This is a genomic window from Croceicoccus bisphenolivorans (genome assembly GCF_001634625.1).
In the GTDB taxonomy this organism is placed as follows: domain Bacteria; phylum Pseudomonadota; class Alphaproteobacteria; order Sphingomonadales; family Sphingomonadaceae; genus Croceicoccus; species Croceicoccus bisphenolivorans.
In genome coordinates, this window is record NZ_LRSE01000007.1 from 39,278 (window position 1) to 64,352 (window position 25,075).

The 25,075-nt window shown below is 62.9% G+C and carries 21 protein-coding genes; 14 read left to right on the forward strand and 7 right to left on the reverse strand.

Features of this window, described 5'->3' with window-relative positions; translation table 11 throughout:
- Positions 1–86: 86 nt before the first annotated feature.
- The 3 genes from A7A77_RS09350 to ppdK all read left to right on the forward strand — a co-directional run bounded on the left by A7A77_RS09350 (position 87) and on the right by ppdK (position 6,050).
- The gene (locus tag A7A77_RS09350) at positions 87–1,007 is read left to right on the forward strand and encodes a glycine--tRNA ligase subunit alpha (protein ID WP_066556725.1); all 921 of its coding nucleotides are present in this window, start codon (positions 87–89) and stop codon (positions 1,005–1,007) included.
- A complete protein-coding gene (gene glyS, locus A7A77_RS09355) occupies positions 1,004–3,277 on the forward strand; it encodes a glycine--tRNA ligase subunit beta (RefSeq protein WP_066557102.1) in 2,274 nt (757 codons plus the stop codon). Before A7A77_RS09350 ends, glyS begins: the two co-directional genes overlap by 4 nt.
- Before the next feature lie 106 nt (positions 3,278–3,383).
- Complete coding sequence (ppdK, locus tag A7A77_RS09360) at positions 3,384–6,050, forward strand: pyruvate, phosphate dikinase (protein WP_066557105.1); 2,667 nt, start codon at positions 3,384–3,386, stop codon at positions 6,048–6,050.
- Between the two features lie 2 nt (positions 6,051–6,052).
- On the opposite strand, the gene A7A77_RS09365 is transcribed toward ppdK, so the two are convergent.
- On the reverse strand, positions 6,053–6,850 hold the full coding sequence (locus A7A77_RS09365) for a methyltransferase domain-containing protein (protein WP_066556729.1): 798 nt from the start codon (positions 6,848–6,850) through the stop codon (positions 6,053–6,055).
- A 74-nt stretch (positions 6,851–6,924) separates the two neighbouring features.
- Here A7A77_RS09365 and A7A77_RS09370 point away from each other — a divergent pair, with 74 nt between their 5' ends.
- The 4 genes from A7A77_RS09370 (at position 6,925) to A7A77_RS09385 (ending at position 10,681) form a co-directional block, all read left to right on the forward strand.
- Positions 6,925–7,701, forward strand: a complete 777-nt coding sequence (locus A7A77_RS09370; RefSeq protein ID WP_066556732.1) for a ComF family protein — start codon at positions 6,925–6,927, stop codon at positions 7,699–7,701.
- 358 nt (positions 7,702–8,059) lie between these two features.
- Positions 8,060–8,425 (forward strand): phosphoribosyl-AMP cyclohydrolase, encoded by a 366-nt coding sequence (gene hisI / locus A7A77_RS09375; protein WP_066556734.1) that lies wholly within the window; start codon positions 8,060–8,062, stop codon positions 8,423–8,425.
- 32 nt (positions 8,426–8,457) lie between these two features.
- Positions 8,458–8,874 (forward strand): MerR family transcriptional regulator, encoded by a 417-nt coding sequence (locus A7A77_RS09380; protein ID WP_066556737.1) that lies wholly within the window; start codon positions 8,458–8,460, stop codon positions 8,872–8,874.
- Between the two features lies 1 nt (position 8,875).
- Positions 8,876–10,681, forward strand: coding sequence for an acyl-CoA dehydrogenase C-terminal domain-containing protein (locus A7A77_RS09385; protein WP_066556743.1), 1,806 nt, complete (start codon positions 8,876–8,878; stop codon positions 10,679–10,681).
- A 4-nt stretch (positions 10,682–10,685) separates the two neighbouring features.
- Here A7A77_RS09385 and A7A77_RS09390 read toward each other — a convergent pair whose 3' ends face one another.
- The 4 genes from A7A77_RS09390 to A7A77_RS09405 are packed head-to-tail and all read right to left on the reverse strand — an operon-like array spanning position 10,686 to position 14,276.
- On the reverse strand, positions 10,686–11,393 hold the full coding sequence (locus A7A77_RS09390) for a dienelactone hydrolase family protein (protein WP_066556746.1): 708 nt from the start codon (positions 11,391–11,393) through the stop codon (positions 10,686–10,688).
- The gene (gene cysK / locus A7A77_RS09395) at positions 11,390–12,307 is read right to left on the reverse strand and encodes a cysteine synthase A (protein WP_066556748.1); all 918 of its coding nucleotides are present in this window, start codon (positions 12,305–12,307) and stop codon (positions 11,390–11,392) included. The genes A7A77_RS09390 and cysK overlap by 4 nt, the downstream gene beginning before the upstream one ends.
- Positions 12,308–12,331: 24 nt before the next feature.
- Positions 12,332–13,615, reverse strand: a complete 1,284-nt coding sequence (locus tag A7A77_RS09400; RefSeq protein WP_066556751.1) for an MFS transporter — start codon at positions 13,613–13,615, stop codon at positions 12,332–12,334.
- A 10-nt stretch (positions 13,616–13,625) separates the two neighbouring features.
- Complete coding sequence (locus A7A77_RS09405; RefSeq protein ID WP_066556753.1) at positions 13,626–14,276, reverse strand: carbonic anhydrase; 651 nt, start codon at positions 14,274–14,276, stop codon at positions 13,626–13,628.
- A gap of 58 nt (positions 14,277–14,334) precedes the next feature.
- Between A7A77_RS09405 and lipA the strand changes: the two genes are divergently transcribed.
- Together lipA and A7A77_RS09415 are read left to right on the forward strand one after the other, a co-directional pair.
- A complete protein-coding gene (lipA, locus tag A7A77_RS09410) occupies positions 14,335–15,285 on the forward strand; it encodes a lipoyl synthase (protein WP_066556755.1) in 951 nt (316 codons plus the stop codon).
- A gap of 13 nt (positions 15,286–15,298) precedes the next feature.
- On the forward strand, positions 15,299–15,739 hold the full coding sequence (locus tag A7A77_RS09415) for a type II toxin-antitoxin system RatA family toxin (RefSeq protein WP_066556757.1): 441 nt from the start codon (positions 15,299–15,301) through the stop codon (positions 15,737–15,739).
- On the opposite strand, the gene A7A77_RS09420 is transcribed toward A7A77_RS09415, so the two are convergent.
- Together A7A77_RS09420 and A7A77_RS09425 are read right to left on the reverse strand one after the other, a co-directional pair.
- Entirely contained in the window at positions 15,740–16,261 is a 522-nt protein-coding gene (locus A7A77_RS09420) for a CinA family protein (RefSeq protein ID WP_066556760.1), read from the reverse strand.
- Positions 16,262–16,306: 45 nt separating this feature from the next.
- A complete protein-coding gene (locus A7A77_RS09425) occupies positions 16,307–17,488 on the reverse strand; it encodes a bifunctional 2-C-methyl-D-erythritol 4-phosphate cytidylyltransferase/2-C-methyl-D-erythritol 2,4-cyclodiphosphate synthase (protein ID WP_066556763.1) in 1,182 nt (393 codons plus the stop codon).
- Positions 17,489–17,597: 109 nt separating this feature from the next.
- On the opposite strand from A7A77_RS09425, the gene dusB reads away from it, so the two are divergent.
- From dusB to ntrX, 5 genes are all read left to right on the forward strand, one after another.
- Entirely contained in the window at positions 17,598–18,623 is a 1,026-nt protein-coding gene (dusB, locus tag A7A77_RS09430) for a tRNA dihydrouridine synthase DusB (protein ID WP_066556765.1), read from the forward strand.
- Positions 18,620–19,747, forward strand: coding sequence for a two-component system sensor histidine kinase NtrB (locus tag A7A77_RS09435; RefSeq protein ID WP_066556767.1), 1,128 nt, complete (start codon positions 18,620–18,622; stop codon positions 19,745–19,747). The genes dusB and A7A77_RS09435 overlap by 4 nt, the downstream gene beginning before the upstream one ends.
- The gene (locus A7A77_RS09440) at positions 19,744–21,198 is read left to right on the forward strand and encodes a sigma 54-interacting transcriptional regulator (RefSeq protein WP_066556770.1); all 1,455 of its coding nucleotides are present in this window, start codon (positions 19,744–19,746) and stop codon (positions 21,196–21,198) included. Before A7A77_RS09435 ends, A7A77_RS09440 begins: the two co-directional genes overlap by 4 nt.
- An 84-nt stretch (positions 21,199–21,282) precedes the next feature.
- On the forward strand, positions 21,283–23,556 hold the full coding sequence (locus A7A77_RS09445) for a sensor histidine kinase (protein ID WP_082836025.1): 2,274 nt from the start codon (positions 21,283–21,285) through the stop codon (positions 23,554–23,556).
- 40 nt (positions 23,557–23,596) lie between these two features.
- Positions 23,597–24,976: a nitrogen assimilation response regulator NtrX gene (gene ntrX, locus A7A77_RS09450; protein WP_066556773.1), complete on the forward strand. Its 1,380-nt coding sequence runs from the start codon at positions 23,597–23,599 to the stop codon at positions 24,974–24,976.
- The last annotated feature ends 99 nt before the right edge of the window (positions 24,977–25,075 follow it).

The window sequence follows — 25,075 nt, forward strand, 5'->3', positions numbered from 1 at the left end:
AAACCTGTGTCTTGTGTGCATCGGCAGGGGGCTGCGAGCCGCTGAATTGTTGACGCCTTTGCACCCTTCGGCCATGGGCGCTGCCCATGTCGAGCCCGAATTCCAGCGTCGTCCGCGATCCCGCGAAGTCCTTTCAGGACATGATCCTCTGTCTCCACGATTTCTGGAGCGCGAAGGGATGCCTTGTCCTGCAGCCTTATGACATGCGCATGGGGGCGGGCACGTTCCATCCGGCGACAACTCTGCGCGCGCTTGGCCCCGAGCCGTGGAACGCTGCCTTCGTACAGCCATGCCGCCGCCCGACCGACGGCCGCTATGGCGAAAACCCGAACCGCCTGCAGCACTACTACCAGTATCAGGTGATCCTGAAGCCTAGCCCGCCACAGATTCAGGAATGGTATCTCGACAGCCTGAAGGTCATCGGCATCGACCCTCTGAAGCACGACATCCGCTTCGTCGAGGATGACTGGGAGAGCCCGACGCTGGGTGCATGGGGCTTGGGCTGGGAAGTCTGGTGCGACGGGATGGAAGTCACCCAGTTCACCTATTTCCAGCAAATGGGCGGTTTCGACTGCAAGCCCGTTGCCGGGGAGCTGACCTACGGCCTCGAACGGCTCGCGATGTATATTCAGGGCGTCGACAATGTTTATGACCTTGCGTTCAATACACAGGGTGTGAGCTATGGCGACGTATTCCTTGAAAACGAACGACAAATGTCGACATGGAATTTCGAGGTCGCAGACACCGATGCGCTGTTCGACCTGTTCCGCAAGGCTTCGGCCGAATGCAGGCTGTGCCTTGAAAAAGGTCTGCCGATCCCGGCCTACGAACAGGCGATCGAGGCGAGCCACGTCTTCAATCTCCTTCAGGCGCGCGGCGTGATCTCGGTTCAGGAACGCGCCAGCTACATGGCGCAGGTGCGCGATCTCGCGCGCGGATCATGCGAGGCATACATGGCGAAATATTCCGTCCAATGGGCCGCCGCTTATCCGGAGTGGGTGGCATGACGGACTTTCTGCTCGAACTCCGCTCGGAAGAAATTCCCGCCCGCATGCAGGCGGGTGCCCGCACCGATCTGGAGCGGCTGTTCCGCGAACAGATGAAGGCTGCCGGCGTCGAACACGGTGATGTGTCCGTCTGGTCGACCCCGCGCCGTCTCGCTCTGATCGCAAAGGCCATGCCGGAACGGACCGAAGCTGTCAGCGAAGAGGCCAAGGGCCCGCCCGAAGGTGCGCCGGATCAGGCGGTTGACGGTTTCTGCAACAAGAACGGCGTCACGCGCGACCAGCTTGAGGTGCGCGACGTAAAGGGGCGTCCGACCTATTTCGCGGTGAAGAACATTCCGGGCCGCGACGTGAAGGACGTTCTGGCCGAAGCGATTCCGGCGATCATCCGCGCGTTTCCGTGGCCGAAATCGATGCGCTGGGGCGATGCCTCGATCAGCACGGAAAGCCTGCGCTGGGTCCGCCCGCTGTCGGGCATCGTCGCGATCCTTGGCGAAGACCTTGTCGAATGCGAAGTGCATGGCGTGGCGTCGGGATTTGCCACGCTGGGCCATCGCTTCCACCACCCCGGTGAAATCACGATCGGCGGTTCCGATGACTACATCGAGAAGCTTCGCGCCTGTCATGTCATCGTCGATCACGAAGAGCGGCAGGGCATGGTTCGCCAGCAGGCGGAAACCGCCGCCAGCGCCGCTGGCCTCAACCTTGTTGCCGACGAAGGTCTGGTGATCGAGAATGCGGGGCTGACCGAATGGCCGGTGCCGCTGCTGGGCCGCTTTGACGAAAGCTATCTCGACGTGCCGCCAGAGGTTATCCAGCTGACTGCGCGCACCAACCAGAAGTACTTCGTGTGCAACGACGCTGCTGGCAAACTTGCCAATGCCTTCATCTGCACCGCGAACATCACGGCCGACGATCCGGCGGTAATCGTTGACGGCAACCGCAAGGTCCTCGCCGCCCGCCTGTCGGACGCGCGTTTCTTCTGGGAAGTCGACCAGAAGACGAAGCTGGCCGAACATGCCAAGAAGCTGGAGCGGATCACGTTCCACGAAAAGCTGGGCACCGTCGCGGACAAGGTCCAGCGCATTGCCAAGCTGGCCCGCTGGCTTGCCGAGGAAGGCGTGGTGCCCGGTGCCGATCCGGACATGACCGAGATGGCGGCGCTCCTGTGCAAGGCCGACCTCGTCACAGAAATGGTCGGCGAATTCCCCGAACTGCAGGGCCTGATGGGCGGCTACTACGCCCGCGCAGAGGGTCTGCCCGATGCGGTCGCCGATGCCATTCGCGATCACTACAAGCCTGTGGGGCAGGGGGATGATGTCCCGACTGCTCCGGTGACGGTTGCGGTGAGTTTGGCGGATAAGTTGGATACGCTGGTCGGATTTTTTCTGATCGGAGAGTTCCCGACCGGATCAAAAGATCCGTTTGCACTTCGCCGAGCGACACTAGCGATAATCGCGTTAAGCGCATCGTGTCACAATTTGAGATTGCAAAAAGCAATTTCGATTTCGGTTGGTACGCATCTCGGAGAAGAGATTGTTGCCGATGAATTTCGCCAACACTTTATCATTTATGCGTGTGACTTTGAATGGACCGAAAAGCTTATTGCTGAAGCTCGCAACATCGCTGAAAATTTGTCTGGGCAATTGGCAGCAACGCGAGCAAATTGGTTTTACGGTCTTGCGAAGATACCGGAATTCTTCGCAGACCGCCTCAAGGTCCAGCAGAAGGAAGCTGGCGTTCGCCACGACCTGATCGATGCGGTCTTTGCGCTTGGCGGCGAGGACGATCTCGTTCGACTGCTCGCCCGCGTGAAGGCTCTACAGTCGTTCATGGAAACCGGAGACGGCACGAATCTGCTCGCCGGCTACAAGCGCGCGGCCAATATCCTCAAGAAAGAAGGGTTCGAAGGCACGGACCGCATTGCCCGGACGGGTGAGGAAGACCCGCTGTCGCTGGTGGACGATCCCGATGTCGGCTCGATCGTCGCCGAACGCGGCAAGGGTGGGGATTACGAGCGCGAGCCTGCCGAACAGGCGCTCGTAGACGCGCTCGATAAGGCCGAACCTGCGGCCAACGCGGCAATCGAAGACGAGAATTTCGGCTCTGCCATGGCCGCGCTCGCCTCGCTTCGCGTGCCGATCGACACCTTTTTCGACGATGTGACGGTCAACGACGAGAACCGCATGAAACGCACCGCGCGCCTTGCACTTTTGGCCCGCTTCGTTGCTGCAGTGCACAAAGTAGCGGACTTTTCTCGGATCGAGGGCTGACTCTTTGCGTTTGTGACTCTACAGGGGCGCAGCAGAGGGAGACTTTGTCCTTGCCGCGCACTGTTTGCTGCACTGCAAGGCGTTTCTAGAAGAGGTCAATGCAATCATGACGCAATATGTCTACACCTTCGGGGGTGACGCGGTTTCGGACGATCCGCGCGCGAAGGACAAGACGATTACCGGTGGCAAGGGCGCGAACCTTGCCGAAATGGCCTCGATCGGCCTGCCGGTGCCTCCTGGTTTCACGATCACGACCGAGATGTGCGTCAAGTATCTCGCGGAAGGCGCGAACTTTTCCGACGACCTTCGCGCACAGGTCAAGACGGCGCTTGGCCATATCGAACAGACGGTGGGCAAGACCTTCGGCGATCCCGCCGACCCGCTGCTCGTATCCGTGCGTTCGGGCGCGCGCGTATCGATGCCGGGCATGATGGACACCGTCCTGAACCTTGGCCTCAACGACGAAACGGTGAAGGGCCTGTCCGCCGTTTCCGGCGATGACCGTTTCGCATGGGACTCCTACCGCCGCTTCATCCAGATGTATGCCGACGTCGTGCTCGGCCTCGATCACGGTCTGTTCGAGGAAGCTCTGGAAATCGCGAAGGAGGACAAGGGCTACTTCAACGACATCGAGCTGACCGCCGATGACTGGAAGGCGCTGGTCGCCGAATACAAGCAGATTGCAGAGCGCGAACTGGGTCATCCGTTCCCGCAGGACCCGTCGGAACAGCTGTGGGGCGCGATCGAAGCCGTTTTCGCCAGCTGGGATTCGGACCGCGCGAAAGTCTATCGCCGCCTGAACGACATTCCCGGCGGCTGGGGCACGGCAGTGAACGTGCAGGCGATGGTCTTCGGCAACATGGGCGATACCTCTGCCACCGGCGTTGCGTTCACGCGCGATCCGGCGACGGGTGAAAAGGCCTATTACGGCGAATACCTGATCAACGCGCAGGGCGAGGACGTCGTCGCCGGCATCCGCACGCCGCAGTACCTGACGAAGGACGCGCGCGAGGCAGCCGGCGCCGCGCCGGCATCGATGGAAGAAGCCATGCCCGAAGCCTACGGTCAGCTCGCCACGGTCTTCGATCTGCTCGAAAAGCACTACAAGGACATGCAGGACATCGAATTCACGGTGCAGCAGGGCACCTTGTGGATGCTGCAGACCCGTAGCGGCAAGCGCACGGCCAAGGCTGCGCTGAAGATGGCCGTCGACATGGTCCACGAAGGGCTGATCGACGAAGCGACCGCAATTCGCCGCGTCGATCCGATGGCGCTCGACCAGTTGCTGCACCCGACGCTGGATCCGGAAGCCGAACGCCATGTGCTGACCAACGGCCTACCCGCATCGCCTGGCGCGGCTTCGGGCAAGGCGGTGTTCGATGCCGATACGGCGGAAAGCTGGGCCGAGAAGGGGGAGGACGTGATCCTCGTCCGTGTCGAAACCTCTCCCGAAGACATTCATGGCATGCACGCGGCAAAGGGCATCCTGACCGCGCGCGGCGGCATGACCAGCCACGCGGCGGTGGTCGCCCGCGGCATGGGCCGCCCCTGCGTTTCGGGTGCATCGGCGCTGTCGATCGACCGCAAGACGAAGACCGCCCGCATCGGTTCGAACGAGATCAGGGAGGGCGATGTCCTCACTCTCGACGGTTCGACCGGCGAAGTCATGCTAGGTGCGGTGGCGACCATCGAGCCGGAACTGGTCGGCGATTTCGCAACGCTCATGGAGTGGGCCGATGCAAAGCGCCGCATGAAGGTGCGCACCAACGCCGAAACGCCCGCCGACTGCAAGATGGCGCGCCAGTTCGGTGCCGAGGGTATCGGCCTTTGCCGTACGGAGCACATGTTCTTCGACGCGGGCCGCATTTCCAGCGTTCGCCAGATGATCCTGGCCGAGGACAAGAAAGGCCGCGAGGCCGCTCTTGCCAAGCTGCTTCCCGAACAGCGCAGCGACTTCAAGGCGATTTTTACAGAGATGGCGGGCCTTCCGGTCACTATCCGCCTGCTCGATCCACCGCTGCACGAGTTCCTGCCGCAGGGCGATGCAGAGTTCGAGGAACTGGCCGAAATCACCGGCTACGGCATCGATCATCTGAAGCGCCGTGCTGACGAACTGCACGAGTTCAACCCGATGCTCGGTCACCGTGGCTGCCGCCTAGGCATCACGTTCCCCGAGATTTACGAGATGCAGGCGCAGGCCATTTTCGAAGCGGCGATCGAAGTCGCGGTCGAAAGCGGTGAAGCTCCAGTGCCGGAGATCATGATCCCGCTGGTAGCCACCAAGCGCGAGCTGGAAATCCTGAAGGCGCTGGTGAACACGGTCGCTGGCGAAGTGTTTGCGGCGAAGGGCACGACGCTCGACTATCTCGTCGGCACGATGATCGAATTGCCGCGCGCCGCGCTGATGGCGGGCGAGATCGCGGAAGAGGGTACTTTCTTCTCGTTCGGCACCAACGACCTGACACAGACGACGCTCGGCGTAAGCCGCGACGATGCCGCCCGCTTCCTCGGCCCCTACGTCGACAAGGGCATCTACCCGCGCGACCCATTCGTCAGCCTCGACATCGAAGGCGTCGGCCAACTGGTCGAACTGGCTGCGGAGCGTGGTCGTGCAACGCGGCCCGACATCAAGCTGGGCATCTGCGGCGAACATGGCGGCGATCCGGCATCGATCGCCTTCTGCGAGAAGGTCGGGCTCGATTACGTGTCGGCCTCGCCCTATCGCGTGCCGATTGCGCGCCTTGCGGCGGCCCAGGCAGCGCTGAACGCCTGACCCTACGTGCGCGAGGCGGGGCTCCACCCGCTCAGTGTGACAACTTCAAAACGTTCGCGGACGAGGCCATCTTCACCGGCTTCGTCCGCGAATGCGTTTCGCGCCCTTTGCATTGCCGCCTTGCCGAAAGCCGGGCCGGGATCTGCCAGCACATTGCACGATGCCTGCGCGCGCAAGTCCGCCACCAGCTGGCCGAGGTCTTCGAACCCCACATCGAAGCTCCACCCGTCAACCACCGGGCTGGCAAAGCCGATGCGCGTCATCAGCTGGCCTGCGGCGCGAACATCGACCTGCGGATGGATACGCGGTGCCGGACGCTCGCCGTCAGCCGCGATCATCACCTTGCGCAGCGCGGGCAATGAACCGGCACCGATGAAGCTTGCAATCATCAGGCCGTCAGCGGCGAGCGCCCGCTTCATGAGCGTCAATGCCCCGGGGAGGTCGTTGACGCTATCGAGCAGGCCCAGCGAAACGATGAGATCGTAGGGCCCGCCGGGAAGCGGGCGCTCCTCGTCGATCGACTCTCCCAGCGCGGCGCAAGGATCGGCAACGGTAATGCTTTCGGCGCCGCCAATCCCCGCTGCAACAATCCCAGCAGCAAAGGCACCGGTGGTGTCGCCGATCACCAGCACGCGCGCGAATTGACGGTTCAGAAAGCCGAGCCGGTCCAGTGCATCTGCGGCAAGCTCTCGCGAAATCGTCGATACCGCCTCGCCCCGCTCACGCAGGCGGGCCATGCGCAGGCGCGCGGAAAGCCGGCGCTGCGGCGAAAAGATGCGGGGCGGGGGCGGCGTATCCATGAACGCCCCATTGCCGGTGAAGGACGTGATGCGCAAGCTTGCGCCCGGCGGCGGAGCAATGCACCACTCGCGACGTGAATTTTCGCCAAGCCCTTGCTCCGGTTATCGATTTCGTCTTTCCGCCGCGCTGTCCGTCGTGCGGCGATGCTATCGCGTCCGGCATAGCCGGCGACGATGCCCTTTGCGCAGAGTGCTGGGGCAAGCTTCAAATTCCCGGCGAACCGTGTTGCGCTACATGCCAGCATCCGTTCGGCGCCGATCACCTGGGCGTTGATGCGCAGTGCGGACGGTGCCTTGCCCAAGCGCCGGTGCATAACGGGATCGTCGCGGCCACGGTTTATGGCGACGTTTCGCGCCAGATGGTGCTGGACCTGAAACACGCGGGCAGGATCGCACTTGCCGGCCCAATGGGGCGAACGCTGGCGGCGCGGCTTTCGGGCAGGGTCGAGGGCGAGCCGCTGGTAATACCCGTCCCGCTGCATCGTGGCCGGTTGTGGAAACGCGGCTACAACCAGTCGGCATTGCTGGGCCGGTCTCTGGCACGGGCGCGTGGGTGGCAATTCGTGCCCGATGGGCTGACACGGCGCAAGGCGACCCCCAGCCTTGGCGGTCTCGACCCGAAAGAGCGGAAAGATGCGCTGAAAGGCGCGATTGCCATGGCAGCGAGCAAGGCAAGCTTGGTCAGCGGGCGCGATATCGTTCTCGTCGATGACGTGCTGACCAGCGGAGCGACAAGCGATGCCTGCGTCCGCACACTGAAGAAGGCGGGGGCACGGCGGGTGGTGATCGCCTGCTATGCGCGCGTGATCGCAGGAGATCCGGTTATGCCGGTGCCGGATTCGCAGACCTGAGCGACAGAAACGGAAACGCCCGGGATCGATGATCCCGGGCGTCCCGCGTGACTAATCGGGTGTTCGGCGCATCAGGGACCCCGTCGATCCCGAGCTGCCGCCCGATCCCCTCAATAAGCGGCGGCCCCCCCCGGCACCGCCAATCCCTGAACGTAGACCGCATCAGAGGACGTCTGCGATAACGTCTTTGCCCTTGCGGGCGTCCGGCTCCCTCAAGCCGTGAGGGTGTTGTGCACATCACCGAGGGCCGAGGAAAGAGTGCTTTCAGGTTTGGCATGGATATTATGCAACGGTGTGCCTATCGTGCAACAACCCGCTTGCCGGAACATCCCGGCAAGAACAATTCCGAAAGGTTCGCATGTCCGCCCCGACGATAGAGACGACTACCGCTTTCACGCCGAAATTCGACGCAAACGGGCTGATCACTGCCGTTTGCGTGGATGCCAAAGGCGGCGAGGTGCTGATGGTCGCGCATATGAATGCGGACGCCCTCGATCTGACGCGCACTACGGGTTTCGCGCATTTCTGGTCACGTTCGCGCGGCAAGCTCTGGAAGAAGGGAGAGACGTCGGGCCATGTCCTCTCGCTGGTCGAGATGCTGGTCGATTGCGATCAGGACTGCCTCGTTCTTCGCGTGGAGGCCCACGGGCCTGCGTGTCACACCAATGCGCGCAGCTGTTTTTATCGTCGGGTCACGCCCGACGGTCTCGCTCCGACTGCTTGACGTTAACGTAAACGTAATCTATATCTTCGGTCATGAAAGAGGCCGAAGGTTTCGAACAGGACTCGTCGCGCACGTGGTCGATTGCCGAACTCTCCGAGGAGTTCGGGATAACGCCGCGCGCCCTCCGCTTCTATGAGGAGCGGGGCCTTCTCGCACCAGAGCGGCAGGGCACGCAGCGGATCTATTCTGAACGTGATCGCGCCCGCTTGCACTGGATCGAACGCGCCAAGGGCGTCGGCTTCTCACTCAACGAAGTGGGCGAGATGCTGGACTTGTACGATCTTGACGACAACCGCGTCGTCCAGCGCCGGGTGACCATCGAACGCTGCCGCGAGCAGATCGCGAAACTGGAACGCCAGCAAAATGACATTGTTTGGGCCATAGGCGTCCTCAAGGATTTCATCGACGAAATCGAGGCCACGATGGACCCGGACAAGAAAGAGGACTGACATGCCCACCTATACCGCTCCCGTGCGCGATACTCGCTTCGTGCTCGAACAGGTCATCGGCCTTCCAGAACTGGCCGGACAGCCCGGATTCGAGGCTTTCGAGGCCGACATGATCGCGCCGATCCTTGAAGAGGCAGGCCGCTTCTTCGCCGAAGTTGTCGCTCCAACGAATCTCCCTGCGGACCGTGAAGGCTGCACGCGGAACGAGGATGGTTCTGTCACCACACCATCGGGTTTCCGCGAGATGTATCAGCAGGTGCGCGAAGCCGGCTGGAGCACGCTCGCGATGGATCCTGAGGTTGGGGGGCAGGGGCTTCCCGGTGTGCTGAGTTTTGCGGTCGAAGAGTTCATGACATCGGCGAACATGGCATTCGGGATGTATTTCGGCCTGACCGCCGGTGCGATCGAAGCAATCGAGGCACGCGCGTCACGGAAATTGCGGGACCTCTACGTTCCGAAAATGGCGAGCGGCGAGTGGACGGGGACCATGAACCTCACCGAACCGCACGCCGGCACTGACCTTGGCCTGCTGCGCACACGTGCCGAACCCAACGGCGATGGCAGCCATTCGATAACGGGCACGAAGATCTTCATCTCTTCCGGCGAGCATGATCTGACCGACAATATCGTCCATCTGGTCCTTGCCCGCACGCCCGATGCGCCAAAGGGCACCAAGGGCATATCGATGTTCATCGTGCCAAAGTTCATCCCCGACGCCGATGGCAATCCGGGTGAGCGGAACAGCCTGTCATGCGGCTCGATAGAAGAGAAGATGGGCATTCACGCCAATTCGACCTGCGTGATGAATTACGACGGAGCCAAAGGTTGGCTGGTCGGCGAGGAGAACAAGGGCCTTGCCGCGATGTTCATAATGATGAACGCCGCGCGCCTGTGGGTTGGCCTGCAGGGCTACTCTCAGGCCGAGAATGCCTACCAGAACGGCGCTGCCTATGCTCTCGACCGCCGTCAGGGCAGGGCGCTTACCGGTCCGGTCGATCCGAACGAGAGTGCCGACCCGCTGGTCGTCCACCCCGATGTCCGCCGCCTTCTGCTGGATTCGCGGGCGCGGGTGGAGGGAATGCGCGCCCTTGCGCTGTGGGTCGCGCTGCAGGCTGACCTCGCGAAAAATGCGACAAGCGAAGAGACGCGATCCGCCGCCGACGACATGGTCCAGCTGCTGACGCCGATCGTGAAGGCCATCGGCACCGACATCGGCATGCAGGTCGCGCGCGACATGCAGCAAGTGTGGGGCGGGCACGGCTACATTGCAGAAAACGGCATGGAGCAGTTCGTCCGCGATGCCCGCATTACGCAAATCTACGAAGGCGCCAATGGCGTTCAGGCAATGGATCTGGTCGGGCGAAAACTGCCGATGCACGGCGGCCGCGCGGTCCAGGCCCTGTTCGCAATGGTCGACAAGGACATCGAATCCGCTGGCGGTGACGAACGTCTGGCCGAACTGGCAAGTGCCCTCGGCAAGGCGAATGGCGAGTTGAAGGCCGCGTCGATGTGGCTGATGCAGAACGGTCCGGCCAACCCGAACAACGTGGGATCGGCGGCCTACCACTACATGGACATTCTCGGTCTCGTTTCGCTGGGCTGGATGTGGCTACGTTCGGCCATCGCGGCAGCCAAGTCGCTGGATGCGGGTGCGGAAGACGCGGGCTTCATGGAAGCGAAGCTGATCACCGCGCGCCATTTCGCGGAAAGCCTTCTGCCCGACGCCGGTGCCCTGCGGCGCAAGCTGCAGAACGGATCGGACACGATGATGGCCATGCCGGCGGAAGCGTTCGCCCGCACCGGCTGAGGCGTCAGGCGGGAAAAAGTTCGTCCAGCAGCAGCATTGCGGCCGACCAGCTCTGCCGGTCGGCCCGCGCGTTGTAGGCAACGGCGGGAAGGTCCCGCAGGTCCGAAGCCGGATCGGTGAAGCCGTGCTTGACCCCGCCGAATGCCATCAACTGCCACTGGGCATTGGCGGCATCCATTTCCTCTTCGAACGCCAGAACATGGTCGCGCGGAACCATCGGGTCGGCATCGCCATGGCACACAAGGACAACCGGCGCGATTGATCCTGTTGCAGGCGCACCGGTTGCCAGCAATCCGTGGAAGCTGACTATAGCGCAAAGGTCCGCACCGGCGCGCCCGAGTTCGAGCACTGCCATCCCGCCCATGCAGAAGCCGATGGCTGCAAACGTCAGGTCGGGAACGACCGATCGTGCAGCGGCAAGGTTGGCGTCCAGCACGCTGCGAAATCGCAATGTATCCTGCATCAGCAACCTGCCGGCGGCGAACACGTCCTCGATATCAGCCGGCATATCGCTACCGTAGAAGTCGCCGATCACGGCCACGAACCCTGCATCGGCCAGCATCCGCGCGCGAAGGTCCATCGCTTCGTTTCGATTAGCGATGGTCGGGCAGACGAGCACTGCTCCGCGCGGATTTTCGACCACCGGTCTGATCACGGCAGCGCGATAGGTCACGCCGTCGTGATCGAAGCAATGCTCCTCGAACCCGTTCATTCCGGCAGGAATTCCGGCACCGAGAGGTAACGCTCACCCGTATCGTAGTTGAAGCCTAAAATGCGCGAACCGCTTGGCAGGTCCGGCAATTTCTTGGCGATGGCAGCCAGCGTCGCGCCCGAACTGATGCCGACAAGCAACCCTTCGGTCCGCGCGCAATTGCGTGCCATTTCCTTGGCCTCTTCAGCACCGACCTGAATCGCGCCATCGATCGAACGGGTGTGCAGGTTGCCCGGAATGAACCCTGCGCCAATGCCCTGGATCGGGTGCGGACCGGGTTGGCCGCCGGAAATAACCGGCGAGAGTTCCGGCTCTACCGCATAGGCCTTCAACCCGCTCCACTTCTCCTTCAGCGCCTCCGCACAGCCGGTCAGGTGACCGCCGGTGCCGACGCCGGTGATCAGCACATCAACGGGATTCTCCATGAAGTCGGCCATGATCTCGCGCGCGGTAGTACGGGCGTGGACCGAGATATTGGCCGGGTTCTCGAACTGCTGCGGCATCCAGCTGTTCGGCGTTTCGGCGACCAGTTCCTGCGCGCGGGCGAGGGCACCCTTCATGCCAAGCTCGCGCGGGGTGAGATCGAAAGTCGCGCCATAGGCCAGCATCAGGCGGCGGCGTTCAAGCGACATCGATTCGGGCATGACCAGGACAAGGTTGTAGCCCTTTACCGCCGCCACCATGGCAAGGCCGATGCCGGTGTTGCCCGACGTCGGCTCGATAATCGTGCCGCCGGGCTTCAGGTGGCCGTCCGCCTCCGCCTGTTCGACCATGGCGAGGGCAATGCGATCCTTGATCGAGCCGCCGGGATTGGATCGTTCGGACTTGATCCACACCTCGTGGTCCGGAAACAGCCGTGACAGGCGGATGTGGGGCGTGTTTCCGATGGTTGCGAGTACGCTGTCGGCCTTCATTGTCGCGGCTCCTTGTCCCTATGCCTACTCCCGGTAGGTGGGAGCGAATGTGCGGGCGTTCTTCAATTCAGGAAATGCTAACGCCCAGATCAGGGTTACCAATATCGCCCCGGCACCGCCAAAGACAACCGCTCCCGTCGCGCCGAGGATCGCGGCAGCCACGCCGGACTGCAGTTCGCCCAGCTCGTTGGAGGCCGATATGGCGAGCCCGGACAGGGAAGATACCCGCCCACGCATGTTGTCAGGCGTGTTCAGTTGGATAAGCGAATTGCGCACGAAAACGGAAACCATGTCCGCCGCGCCAAGAATGACGAGCAGGGCGAGGCTGTAAAGCAGGGTGTGACTGAACCCGAAAACCGCCGTGGCCGCGCCGTAGATGCCGACGGCCCAGAGCATCTTGACGCCAACGTTGCGCTCCATCGGCTTTAACGCGAACCACAGTGCGACCAGACCTGCGCCGATGGCCGGGGCCGCACGCATCCAGCCAAGACCGACCGGGCCTACCTGCAGAATGTCGCGGGCGAACACCGGCAAAAGCGCAGTCACCCCGCCAAGCAGCACGGCAAAGAGATCGAGCGAGATCGCACCGAGCAGAAAGCGGTCGTGCCAGACGAAGCGCAGGCCTTCCTTGATCTGCACGACCGGGCGTACCGTGCGATCGATATCGGGCTGAGTGCGCGGCTTGATGAGCGAAATCAGGACCGCCGACACGCCGAGCAGGCCAACCGCCACAATATAGGGCAGCGACGGGAAGACCGCGTAAAGCATGCCGCCAACGGCGGGCCCCAGCACGCTTGCAAATTGCCATGCGATCGAATTGGTCGCGATCGCGCGTGGGATGACCGGTGCCGGCACGAGGTTGGGGGCAAGCGAGCTCATCGCAGGGCCAAAGAATATGCGCGCGATGCCATGCATTGCGGCCAGCCCGAACAGAATCGGCAACGACAACGCCCCCAGCCACGTGGCAAGGCCAAGGCCGGAGGCAACCACCATGTCGAGCATGACGGAAATGGTAGCGACCGTGCGCCGATCGTATCGGTCTGCCACGAGCCCCGACACAGGCGTCAGCAGGAACAGTGGCACGAATTGCACGAAGCCCAGAATGCCAAGTTGAAACGCAGCCGCGCTCCGGCTCATGCCATAGTCAGACCGCGCGACATCGTAAACCTGCCAGCCCAGCACAACGACCAGCGAAAGCGTGGCTATGACGCCGCAGAACCGGGCGACCCAGAAAAGGCGATAATCGCGATAGGCGAGCGGATGGCGCGGCCCGGAAAAATTGGCGCCGGCTTCTATCGTATCTTCCATGCCGGCCTGCTCAGGCCGCGGGCGAGAACTGGCCGGTTGCTTCGTCCAGCCAGTGCAGAACACCATCGGAGATAGCGAAGAACCCGCCGCGCAAGGTCAGTTTGCCCTTGGCTTCCTTCTGCTGGATGCAGGGGAAAGTGCGCAGGTTCTCGATCGAAACCTTCACTGCCGCCTGCTCCATGGCCCGTTCTGCCTTGCGCCCTTCGGTTCCGTGTTTGGCGGCGACTTCGTCGCGGGCATCGTCGAGAAGCTCGATCCAGTCGGCGATGAAACCGCCCCTGCCGGGTTCCGCGCCCTGCATCTTCTGGGTCAGCGCTGCCTGACAGCCGCCGCACATGCCGTGGCCCAGCACCACGATTTCCTCGACCTCAAGCACCTGAACGGCGAATTCAAGGGCTGCCGATACACCGTGATGCCCCGGCGTCGTTTCGAACGGGGGGACCATCGCGGCCACGTTGCGCACCACGAAAATCTCGCCGGGATCGACATCGAACACCTGCGCCGGATCGACGCGGCTGTCGGAACAGGAGATGACCATGACCTTCGGCGACTGCCCGTCTTTCAGGCGCATCCAGCGTTCGTGCTGGGGATGCCATAGCTTCTCGCGAAAGCGCATGTAGCCGGCGTTCAGGGCCTCGAAGGCGGAAGGAGAATCGGTCATGCGCTCCCTTTGCCGCCAACCATTGCGACTGGCAAGCGACGGGCCTATGTGGAGCCCCATGAACGAGATACCCGCAAGCGCCGACCTCAAGACCGAGCAGCAGGCAGAACGCCGCCGCAAGCCCGACTGGATTCGCGTAAAGGCACCGACCAGCAAGGGTTATGCCGAAACGCGCCGCCTGATGCGCGACCTGAAACTGAACACGGTCTGCGAGGAAGCGGCCTGCCCGAACATCGGCGAATGCTGGACCAAGAAGCATGCGACCGTGATGATTCTGGGTGATGTCTGCACCCGCGCCTGCCGCTTCTGCAACGTGAAGACCGGAATGCCGCGCGTGCTGGACCCGATGGAGCCGGTGAACGTCGCGACTGCCGCAGCCGAAATGGGGCTGGAGCATATCGTGATCACATCGGTCGACCGCGACGATCTGCCCGACGGCGGTGCCGGCCACTTCGTCAAGGTGATCGAGGAACTGCGCAAGCGCACGCCCAACACGACGATCGAGATCCTGACCCCCGACTTCCGCGGCAAGATGAAGAAGGCGGTAGCTGCCATCGTTGAGGCGCGGCCCGATGTCTATAACCACAATCTCGAAACCGTGCCGCGCCTTTACCCGACCGTGCGGCCCGGTGCGCGCTACTACGCATCGTTGCGGCTGCTGGAAGAGGTGAAGAACCTCGACCCGTCGATCTTTACCAAGAGCGGCATCATGCTCGGCCTTGGCGAACAGCGACTGGAAATCCATCAGGTGATGGACGACATGCGCAGTGCCGACATCGACTTCCTGACGATGGGCCAGTACCTGCAGCCCACACCCAAGCATCACAAGGTCATCGATTTCGTGACCCCGCAGCAGTTCGACGCGCTGGGTTCGATCGCGCGGGCCAAGGGCTTCCTGCAAGTGGCGTCCAGTCCGCTGACGCGTTCCAGCTATCACGCCGGTGACGACTTTGCCGAAATGCGCGCCGCGCGCGAGGCGAAGCTTGCGAAAGCCGCAACTGCGAAGTGAGCCTGCCCGACTGATGCCGAATATTCGCGAGTCGCGCGAGCTTCCCTATAGCGCCGGTCAGATGTTCGATCTGGTGGCGGATGTGGGCAAGTACCAGCAGTTCCTGCCATGGGTTGTCGCCACCCGGGTGAAATCCGACAGCGAGACCGAAATGGTCGCCGACATGATGGTCGGCTTCAAGGCGCTGCGCGAGAAGTTCACGTCGAAAGTCCACAAACAGCGCCCGACGCGGATCCTGGTGGAATATGTCGACGGGCCGCTCAGCCATCTGGAAAACAGCTGGCATTTCGAGCCGCTGACCGAAACGAACTGCCGGATCGACTTTTGCGTCGACTTCACGTTCCGGAACTCGGTTTTCGAAGCATTGGCCGGCCAATACCTCGACCGTGCCTTCCGCAAGATGGTGGGCGCTTTCGAAACGCGCGCCCACGAGCTTTACGGCGAGCCAGTCTGATCAGGCAGAGTTGGAAGGCTTCGGCAGCAACAGTTCAAGCGCGCAGATCGCCGCCTGATGGCGCACTTCGGCGCGGGTCTTGCAGTCGAATTTCTTGAGTTCGGCGGCCGGTTCCTTGTCATCAAGGTCCTTGCGGCGCGCCCTTGCGAAGACCACCGTGCCCACCGGCTTCAACTCACTGCCGCCTTCCGGTCCGGCGATACCGGTGATCGCCACGGCAAGGTCGGCCTTCGAATGGGCAAGCGCACCCTGCGCCATCGACCATGCAACGGCGATGGAAACGGCGCCGAAAGTCTCGATCAGATCGGACGGAACCGCCAGCATCTCCATCTTCGCGTCGTTCGAGTAAGAGACGAAGGCGCGGTCCAGAACGGCGGACGATCCGGGAATTTCCGTGAGCGCTGCAGCGACGAGGCCACCGGTGCAGCTTTCGGCCACGGAAATGGTCGTCCCGCGCTCGCGGTGGGCCTGAATGACCTTTTCGGCAAGCGCGACGAGATCGGAGGGGAGAATATCGTCCATGAGTGTCCGTTTGACTGCTAAATGCGGGAGTAGTCCGACAGGTTCCTAAATCCGGCGCAAGAGAACCTGGGCCTGGGCCGCGATACCTTCACCGCGACCGGTGAACCCCAGCCGTTCGGTCGTGGTCGCCTTCACCGATATGGCCGCGATGTCAACCGCCAGCAGTTCGGCGATCCGTGCTCGCATGGCGTTACGATGGGGGCCGACCTTCGGCGCTTCGCAGATGATTGTAACGTCCGCATTGCCAAGGACGAAACCCGCCTCTCGCGCGAGTTTCGCTGCATGGGTGAGGAAGAGATGCGAGGGCGCGCCTTTCCATTGCGGGTCCGAAGGCGGGAAATGCTGGCCGATATCGCCCAGCGCCGCCGCGCCCAGGAGCGCGTCGGTCAGCGCGTGAAGCGCCACATCCGCATCGCTGTGCCCTGACAGCGATCTGGAGTGCGGAACATGGATGCCGCAAAGCCAGACGCCGTCACCGGGGACGAGCCGGTGGACATCGTAACCGCTACCGGTGCGGAACACCGGAATGCCGTGGATGGCCTCTGCCCGCTCGAAGTCGGCGGGGTGCGTCAGTTTTTCGAGCATCGCATCTCCTTCGACAATCGCGATGGTGCCGCCATTGGCGCGGACCATTTGGGCGTCGTCGGTGGCTTCTCGCCCGTCAGGCCATGTCCTGTGCGCCGAAACCAGCGCATCGAAGCGAAACGCCTGCGGTGTCTGGATCCGCCATAATCCCGCGCGCGGAACCGTGGGACCGAGCAGAGCGCCTTCGCCAGTCGCCAGCGTATCGACAACGGGCAACGCGGGAACGGCCCCGTCGTGGTTTGCAAGCGCAGAGAGCAGGCCGTCGATTACCCTCGCGGGACAGAACGGGCGTGCAGCGTCGTGGATCAGGACACGCTTCGCACCACCCTCGGACGCCAGCATCGCCAGCGCGTTGGCCACCGAATCGTGCCGTTCCAAGCCGCCATGCACGAAGCGGGGCCAGGCACAGCCTGCCGTGGCCTGCGCCAGCAGGCCTTCCTGCCCCTGAGCGATGACCACCAGCACATCGTCGATCGCGGGATGGCCGGTGAAGGCGGCGATGCAGTGGGCGACGAGGCTTTGGCCAGCGACTACCCTGAACTGCTTGGGAAGCCCGCCACCGGCCCGCTCGCCCTTTCCGGCTGCAACGATGACCGCAACGGTCCTGTCGGTGTTGCCGGGGTGAGGGCGGGCACTATCCATGGCGCGGCGCTTAGCCCGACGGGGCGGCATAATCCAGTGTCGCCAGCGGGTCTTGCCGCATGACACCGTTTCGATTAAACGCCTGCCTAAATTTTAGGCACATTCGCATATGCAACATCCCGTTCCGCCCAAACTCGATCCAATCGCGATCGGTCCGGTTTCCGTGACGACGCCAGTGATTCTGGCGCCGATGACCGGTGTCACCGATCGCCCGTTCCGGACGCTGGTGCGCAAGTTCGGTTCCGGCCTGAACGTGACCGAGATGATCGCCAGCCCCGCGATGATCCGCGAGACCCGCCAGTCGCTGCAGAAAGCGGACTGGGACCCGTGCGAGGAACCGGTGTCGCTGCAGCTTGCCGGATGCAGCCCGACAGAGATGGCCGAGGCCGCCAAGCTGAACGAGGACCGCGGCGCGGCGATCATCGACATCAACATGGGTTGCCCGGTGAAGAAGGTCGTCAATGGCGATGCGGGAAGCGCGTTGATGCGCGATCTGCCGCTGGCAGCCAGCCTGATCGAGGCAACGGTAAAGGCCGTGTCCGTGCCGGTTACGGTGAAGATGCGCATGGGCTGGGATCACGCCAGCCTCAACGCGCCCGAACTGGCGCGCATTGCCGAAGATCTCGGTGCGAAGATGATCACCGTCCACGGGCGGACTCGCAACCAGATGTACAAGGGCAGCGCCGACTGGGCCTTTGTCCGCAATGTGAAGGAAGCGGTCTCGCTGCCGGTCATCGTGAACGGAGACATCTGCAGCATCGCCGATTCGGCCAAGGCGCTGGACCAGAGCGGTGCCGACGGCGTGATGATCGGGCGCGGAGCCTATGGCAAGCCATGGCTGCTGGGGCAGGTCATGGACTGGCTGGAGGGGCGCGACGTGCGCCGCGATCCGACTCTGGCCGAACAGTTCGCGCTTATCGTCGAACACTACGATGCGATGCTGGAGCATTATGGCCGCTTCACCGGCGTGCGCATGGCGCGCAAGCACCTTGGCTGGTACACCAAGGGCCTGCCCGGATCGGCCGAATTCCGTAACAAGGTCAATTTCGTGGACGATGCCGATGCGGCGCTGGCCATGATCCGCGATTTCTATGCCCCCCTGCTGGATGGCGATCCAGAGCGGAGGGCTGCGTGAACCTCCTCAGGCCGTCGGGCGACACGCCCGATGCCGGCAAGCTTCTTGCCAGCCTGCCGCAAGCGATCGTCGTCCTGCGGCCGGGCCTGAAAATTGCAGAGGTCAATGCGGCCGCGGAACAGCTTCTGGGGCAGGGCGCCCGCCGGCTTGCGGGCAAATCGCTCGATTCCGTGATCGAGTTCGGCGATGGCCGGCTGATCGGGATGATGGCGGACAGCGAGGTCCAGATAACCGCGCGCGATATCGCGGCAAAGATCGGCAAGGCCGATGCGGCCCGCCTGAACGTCATGATTGCCCCCGTTATCGGCAACCCGGGCTGGCAGATCCTTACCCTGAACGTGCCGACCGAGCTCGATTCACTGGACGGGACGGGAGATGCGGAGCGCGAGAATTCGGTTTTGCGCGCACCCGAAATCCTTGCCCACGAAATCAAGAACCCGCTCGCCGGTATTCGCGGCGCGGCCCAGCTAATCGCGCGCAAGCTGCGGGCCAAGGACAGGCCGCTGGCCCAACTGATCGCCGACGAGGTCGACCGGATCGCCCACCTGATTGACCAGATGCAGTCGCTCAGCCGGCGAACCCGCGAACCGGCCGTCGCGCTCAACCTCCATGTCGCCGTGCGTCGCGCGCTTGCCGTGGTGGAGGCCAAGGGGCTGGGCGATGTCCGGCTGGTCGAGGAATTCGACCCGTCGCTGCCCGATGTGATGGCCAATAGCGAAGCGCTGATGCAGGTGCTGATCAACCTTCTCACCAATGCCGTGGAAGCCTGCGGAACCAGCGCAAGGCCGACCGTGAACGTCCGCACCCGTTTCGCCAGCGGCATCGCGCTGCGTACGCAGGCCGGACGCTCCCCGCTTCGCCTGCCGATCGAGATCACGGTTTCGGACAACGGGCCGGGCATCGATCCGGCAGTGCGCGACCACTTGTTCGAACCCTTCGTCACATCGAAAAAGGCGGGACAGGGGCTGGGCCTGGCGCTAGTGAGCAAGCTGCTGCGTGACATGGACGGGCGCATCAGCCACGACCGCGACGAGAATACCGGACGCACGAATTTTCGCATCCACCTGCCGGTTGCCGCCACGTTCAAGCGCACAGCAAACCATGTTGACGAGGCTGCAGCGTGAGTTCTCCCATCCTCCTTGTCGAAGACGACATTTCAATCGCCATCGTGATCACCACCGCCCTCGAAGACGAAGGTCTGGAGGTGGTCCGCTGCGACACGATTGCCGAACGCGACAGACTGATCGCGCGGCGCCCCTTTTCTCTGATGCTGACCGACGTATTGCTGAAAGACGGTGACGGCATAGAGACCATCGGCGCGGTGCGCAGTGCCTGTCCGGACATGCCGATCATCATCCTGTCCGCGCAAAATACGCTGGATACCGCGGTTCGCGCGACGGATGCCGGCGCATTCGAATACTTCCCGAAACCCTTCGATCTCGACGAACTGGTGCAGGCGGTAAAGCAGGCCATCGGCTCGTCCGGATCGCCGAAACTGCCTGATCCTGCGGACGAGGGCGTAGGACTGCCGCTGGTGGGGCGCTCGCCCGCGATGCAGGCGGTTTACCGGATGATCACGCGCGTGCTGCGCAACGACCTGACGGTGCTGATCCTTGGCGAATCAGGTACGGGCAAGGAGCTTGTTGCCGAAGCGATCCATCAGCTTGGCGGGCGCAGCACCGGTCCGTTCGTGGCTGTGAACACGGCCGCCATTCCGGCGGAACTGATCGAATCGGAACTGTTCGGTCATGAGAAGGGCGCATTCACCGGTGCGCTCAACCGGCATATCGGGAAATTCGAGCAGGCCCGCGGCGGCACGCTGTTCCTTGACGAAATCGGCGACATGCCGATGCATGCCCAGACGCGGCTGCTGCGGGCGCTGCAGTCCGGCACGATCCTGCGCGTCGGCGGGCGGGAGGAGATACCCGTCAACGCCCGCATCGTGGCCGCCACGAACAAGGATCTGCTACCCAAGATCGCTGACGGGTCCTTCCGCGAAGACCTTTATTACCGACTCAACGTCGTGCCGATCCAGCTTCCAGCCTTGCGGGAGCGGGGCGACGATATCGCCTCGCTAAGCCGCCATTTCCTCTCACAGGCTGCGCGCGAAGGTCTGCCGGCCCACGTGCTCAGCGATGGCGCGGCCGATCTGCTTTGCCGCCAGCCATGGCGGGGCAATGTCCGCGAACTCAAGAACTTCATCTACCGCATCGCCCTGCTGGCGCGGGAAGACGTGATCGACGAACAATCGGTCCGTGCCGCACTTGCCGAGGATTTCGTCGGATCCGTCGCGATTGGCGCGCAGGCGGAATATGTCGCGCCGCCCGGCAGCGAAAAGGGGGATGAACTGGCCGGCGCACTGGGCCGCTGGCTTACCGCCAATGCGCCCGAATCGGGGGAGATCTACGCCCGCGCGATCGCCGCTTTCGAACGCCCGCTGTTCTCTCACATGCTGGACGCGACCGGCGGCAACCAGCTTCGCGCCGCGCAGATGCTGGGGATCAATCGCAACACCCTGCGCAAACGATTGGTTGAACTGGAAATCGACCCCGACGCATTTTCCGCGCGGCACTGAGCGTCGGCCCGCTGAAGGAAGCGGTTGATCGGGCCTCACTCAGCACTTGCATTACGGCAACAGGGCTGTTGTAACTGCGCAACGATGTCTGGCGAAGCCCAAGAGAAGAGCATTCCGGCAGAGCGCCGGCCGATCTTCGGGTCGGAAGGGCTGGACTGGTCGCGCCTTTCGCGGCGGTTCGGGGTTCTCTGGTACCGTGCCAACGGATTTGTCGTACTGGAAATCGTGCTTGCCGCCGTGCTGTTGCTGGTGCTTTTCGGCGGCTGGCTCACGCTCGGTGCGGACAAGGATAGCGGGCAACTGCTGCCGCTGACGACCACGACATCGCTGCTGGTTGCAACGCTGGTTCCCGCAATGGGCCTGCTGATGCTGATGGGGCGGCGACTGGCGCTGAGGCGTGCGCGGAAGCTGACCGGAAGCACAGGTCGCCTGCATGTCCGCCTTGTATTCTTCTTTTCTTTGCTTGCTGCCGTCCCGACCCTGCTGGTCGTGGCTTTCGCCTCGTACCTGTTCCAGTCCGGCGTCGAATTCTGGTTTTCCGAACGTTCGCGCGGGCTGCTGGAAGATGCGAACCAGCTGGCGCGCGGCTATTACGAACAGAACCTGCGCGATATCGGCGATGAAACCGTCGCCATGGCCGGCGACGTGCGTTTCTATCTCAGCCAGGCGAACATCGCCTCACCCGAATTTGCCGAGGCCTATACCCGCCAGGTCATCATCCGCGAGCTGAACGAATCCGCGATTATCGAGCGTGGCGAGGACGGCATCGTGCGCACGGCGGCGATCGTCGATCCGGATCAGGAGGAAGGGCCGCACCGCATCGAACCGGGCGTGTTCGACAGGCTGGCCAGCGGCGAGACCGTGGTCGTGAGCGCAACGGCAAAGCGGATCGAGGCGGTGACTCCGCTCGAACCGGAACGCGGTATCTATCTCTACACGGCGCGCAAGTCCGACGAACAGGCCCAGAGCCAGTGGCAGCGTGCGCAAAGCGTGCTTGCGAATTACGACAGCCTGATCGGCAACGCCCGCAGCCTGCAATTACAGTTCAACATCGCCCTGTTGGGTGTGTCGCTGGCACTGGTCGCGCTTGCCGTTTGGTTCGCGTTGCGCTTTGCCGACCGGCAGGTCGAACCGCTGGCCGAATTGCTGGCGGCGGCACGCGATGTCGGTTCCGGCGATTTTTCAAAGCGGGTCGAAGGCCGCACCGGCAACGACGAGATCGGCCTGCTCAACCGCGCATTCAACCGGATGACCGAGCAGATCGCCGGGCAGACGCAGGCACTGATCGAGGCGAACGAACTGCTGGTCGAGCGTCGGGCCTTTACCGAAGCTGTGCTCGATTCGGCGACGTCAGGCATCATCTCCGTCGACGACGATGGCCGCATCCTGCTCATAAACGGTTCGGCGCAGGCGATGCTTTTTGAGGGCGGGGAAGGGCGCGCGATTGGTCGCCCGCTGGCTGAAATCGCCCCCGCGCTGGGTGAACAACTGAAAGACGGGCGCTCCAGCGGCATCGTCCAGCAGGCCCGCGGCGCGGATACCCGCACCCTGGCGGTGAAGATCGCGCGGACGCGGCACGGCAGCGTGCTCACGTTCGAGGATATCACCCGCCAATTGCTCGACCAGCGCAGGGCCGCATGGTCGGACGTTGCCCGCCGCATCGCGCACGAGATCAAGAACCCGCTGACGCCAATCCAGCTTGCGACGGAGCGTCTGGGCCGCCGTTATCGCCGGCAGATCGCAACCGATGGCGAACTGTTCGACGAACTGACCCAGACAATCATCAGGCAGGTCGGCGATCTGCGGAAAATGGTGGACGAATTTTCCAGCTTCGCGCGAATGCCCAAGCCCAGCTTCCGCGACGAGGATCTGTCAGACCTCGTCCGGCAAGCCATGTTCCTGCAGGAAGTCGGCAACGCGCAAATCGCCTATCGCTTCGATAGCGACGAGGGCAACACGACCATCGCCTGCGACCGTCACCAGGTCGGCCAGGCGATGACGAACGTGTTGAAGAACGCAGCCGAAGCGATCGAGACACGATCGGCCGAGGGCAACGACAATTACAAGGGCCGGATCTTCGTCCACATGTCGCCCGACCGCGATGGCGTGACTGTGACCGTCACGGACAACGGCATCGGTCTGCCGCGCGAAGGGCAGAGCATCGTCGAGCCCTATATGACCACGCGCGAGAAGGGCACCGGTCTTGGCCTTGCCATCGTCCAGAAGATACTTGGCGAACATGGCGGCAACATCGCGTTCGAGGCAGCGCCCGAAGGCGGTACGCGGGTCAGGATGCGTTTCTCGCGCGATCCGCTGGCCGAACTTTCGCCTGATGACGGGAAGGAAGCCGCAGAATGACCCATTCGCCACGCACCATGATAATTCCCGGAAAGTACTGATGGCACTCGATATCCTTATCGTCGACGACGAACGCGACATCCGCGAACTGGTTGCCGGGGTCCTGTCAGACGAAGGCTATGACTGCCGGACGGCGGGCGACAGCGTTTCGGCGCTGGCCGCGATCGACGAACGCCGCCCGAGCCTCGTGCTGCTTGACGTATGGCTGCATGGCTCGCCGATGGACGGGCTGGAGGTGCTGGAGGCGGTGAAGCAACGCGAGCCGGATCTTCCAGTCATCATATTCTCCGGCCACGGTAACATCGATACGGCGGTTGCCGCAGTCAGCCGCGGGGCGGTCGATTTCATCGAGAAGCCGTTCGAGTCCGAACGCCTGATCCACATGGTCGAACGCGCGACCGAGACCGAACGGCTACGCCGCGAAAACGCGCAGTTGCGTCAGGGCGGCGACGGATCGCTGGACGAATTCAACGGTTCGTCCAGCGCGATCAACGCCGTGCGTGCCACCCTTAAGCGGGTGGCCGGTACGGGAAGCCGCGTCCTCATCACCGGCCCCGCCGGAGCGGGCAAGGAAGTTGCAGCCCGCCTGCTTCACACGTGGAGCACGCGGTCCGACAAGCCCTTCGTAACCGTGAATTCGGCGCGGATCACGCCCGAACGGTTCGAGCAGGAACTGTTCGGCGAGGAACAGGACGGCAAGCTGATCCGCGCGGGCCTTTTGGAAATGGCCGATGGCGGAACGTTGTTTTTCGACGAAGTGGCCGACATGCCGGAATCGACACAGGCACGCATCCTGCGCGTTCTTACCGACCAGGCATTTGTGCGGGTGGGGGGCAACCGGCAGATTCGGGTCGACGTTCGCGTGGCATCCGCCACTTCGCGCGATCTGGAGCAGGAAATCACCGAACGGCGCTTTCGCGAGGACCTGTACTATCGCCTCAACGTCGTGCCGGTGGCGATCCCTTCGCTTGCGGAACGGCGCGGCGACATTCCGATGCTGGTCAATCACTTCTTCGCCCGCTTTGCAGCGGCGCAGGGCGTGACGCCGCCTTCGATCAGTGATGACGCGATGGCGGTTCTGCAAAGTTACGATTGGCCGGGGAACGTGCGCCAGCTACGTAACGTGATCGAACGGACGATGATCCTTGCCCCACGCGACCGCCTTGAACTGATCGAGGTCGATATGCTGCCCGGCGAAATCACGCAGGAGGAGAACGGGGAGGGGGCCGGTATCACCGCGATGATGGGCATTCCCCTGCGCGAGGCGCGCGAACAGTTCGAGCGTGAGTACCTGCGGATCCAGATACGCAGATTTTCGGGAAACATATCGCGCACGGCGAATTTCATCGGGATGGAACGGTCCGCCTTGCACCGCAAACTCAAGTCGCTGGGCATATCGGATCGCCGCGACGACGAATAAAATGCTGCACCTGCGATATTTTCGAGTTTTTATCCGGTGTGAGCAGTGATACCTTGCTTACGATTTTCGGCTGGAAGCGGTTGCGCGTTCGGCCAGATC

Bases quoted from the DNA above. Each gene is read 5' to 3' on its own strand.
- glyS (WP_066557102.1), top strand. From the start codon at position 1,004: ATGACGGACTTTCTGCTCGAACTCCGCTCGGAAGAAATTCCCGCCCGC.
- ntrX (WP_066556773.1), top strand. From the start codon at position 23,597: ATGGCACTCGATATCCTTATCGTCGACGACGAACGCGACATCCGCGAA.
- A7A77_RS09420 (WP_066556760.1), bottom strand. From the start codon at position 16,261: ATGGACGATATTCTCCCCTCCGATCTCGTCGCGCTTGCCGAAAAGGTC.
- A7A77_RS09385 (WP_066556743.1), top strand. From the start codon at position 8,876: ATGCCCACCTATACCGCTCCCGTGCGCGATACTCGCTTCGTGCTCGAA.
- A7A77_RS09445 (WP_082836025.1), top strand. From the start codon at position 21,283: ATGTCTGGCGAAGCCCAAGAGAAGAGCATTCCGGCAGAGCGCCGGCCG.
- A7A77_RS09400 (WP_066556751.1), bottom strand. From the start codon at position 13,615: ATGGAAGATACGATAGAAGCCGGCGCCAATTTTTCCGGGCCGCGCCAT.
- A7A77_RS09405 (WP_066556753.1), bottom strand. From the start codon at position 14,276: ATGACCGATTCTCCTTCCGCCTTCGAGGCCCTGAACGCCGGCTACATG.
- hisI (WP_066556734.1), top strand. From the start codon at position 8,060: ATGTCCGCCCCGACGATAGAGACGACTACCGCTTTCACGCCGAAATTC.
- dusB (WP_066556765.1), top strand. From the start codon at position 17,598: ATGCAACATCCCGTTCCGCCCAAACTCGATCCAATCGCGATCGGTCCG.
- A7A77_RS09350 (WP_066556725.1), top strand. From the start codon at position 87: ATGTCGAGCCCGAATTCCAGCGTCGTCCGCGATCCCGCGAAGTCCTTT.
- A7A77_RS09415 (WP_066556757.1), top strand. From the start codon at position 15,299: ATGCCGAATATTCGCGAGTCGCGCGAGCTTCCCTATAGCGCCGGTCAG.
- ppdK (WP_066557105.1), top strand. From the start codon at position 3,384: ATGACGCAATATGTCTACACCTTCGGGGGTGACGCGGTTTCGGACGAT.
- cysK (WP_066556748.1), bottom strand. From the start codon at position 12,307: ATGAAGGCCGACAGCGTACTCGCAACCATCGGAAACACGCCCCACATC.
- A7A77_RS09380 (WP_066556737.1), top strand. From the start codon at position 8,458: ATGAAAGAGGCCGAAGGTTTCGAACAGGACTCGTCGCGCACGTGGTCG.
- A7A77_RS09365 (WP_066556729.1), bottom strand. From the start codon at position 6,850: ATGGATACGCCGCCCCCGCCCCGCATCTTTTCGCCGCAGCGCCGGCTT.
- lipA (WP_066556755.1), top strand. From the start codon at position 14,335: ATGAACGAGATACCCGCAAGCGCCGACCTCAAGACCGAGCAGCAGGCA.
- A7A77_RS09425 (WP_066556763.1), bottom strand. From the start codon at position 17,488: ATGGATAGTGCCCGCCCTCACCCCGGCAACACCGACAGGACCGTTGCG.
- A7A77_RS09390 (WP_066556746.1), bottom strand. From the start codon at position 11,393: ATGAACGGGTTCGAGGAGCATTGCTTCGATCACGACGGCGTGACCTAT.